The sequence below is a fragment of the Psychrobacter sp. 1U2 genome, assembly GCF_051847575.1.
In genome coordinates, this window is record NZ_JBPYDC010001611.1 from 1 (window position 1) to 561 (window position 561).

The 561-nt window shown below is 46.7% G+C and carries 1 pseudogene; it reads left to right on the forward strand.

The window, feature by feature from the left end:
- Positions 1-561, forward strand: a pseudogene (locus tag ACS8FD_RS23450) (translocation/assembly module TamB domain-containing protein); the annotation flags it as partial.

Genomic DNA, 561 nt, shown 5'->3' on the forward strand with positions numbered 1-561 from the left:
GAATATTGGTAATATCGATAGCCCAAGCGGCCGAGCCGATGTCATTGTGCGCGGTGCACGTTTGTCTGTTGATGCCAATGCCCTTATCAATGAGTTAAACGCAGCCCCTAAAGGCAATTATGATGTCAAAATTCGTAAGAATGGCGATGTCATTGATATAAATAGTCTCAACTATAAAGGCATCGTTGGTGATTTATCGGGTAATGGGCAAATACAGCTAGCAACTAAGCGCCGACCTTTGACGTGGCAGATAGACGCGCGCACTAATGGCTTACTACCCAAACAATATCGTAACGATTTACCACTTGAGCGTCTAACAGGCCGCCTCAACGCCAGTGGTCGTTTGCTAGATATCACCAAAAACGGTGTCAAAGGTCAGCGGCATATTATTAATCTCAGTAATACGGATCTAGAAGCTCAGCTTGATGCCACACAAGAGGGTCGTGACATTGGTATAGCAGGGACGGGTGACGCAAGCATTGATCTCGTTGGAGGTGAGCTGTCGGTTTTCGATGCACGTTTTGATGGTCAGCTCAATACTGCTGATGTTCCTGATGGTCG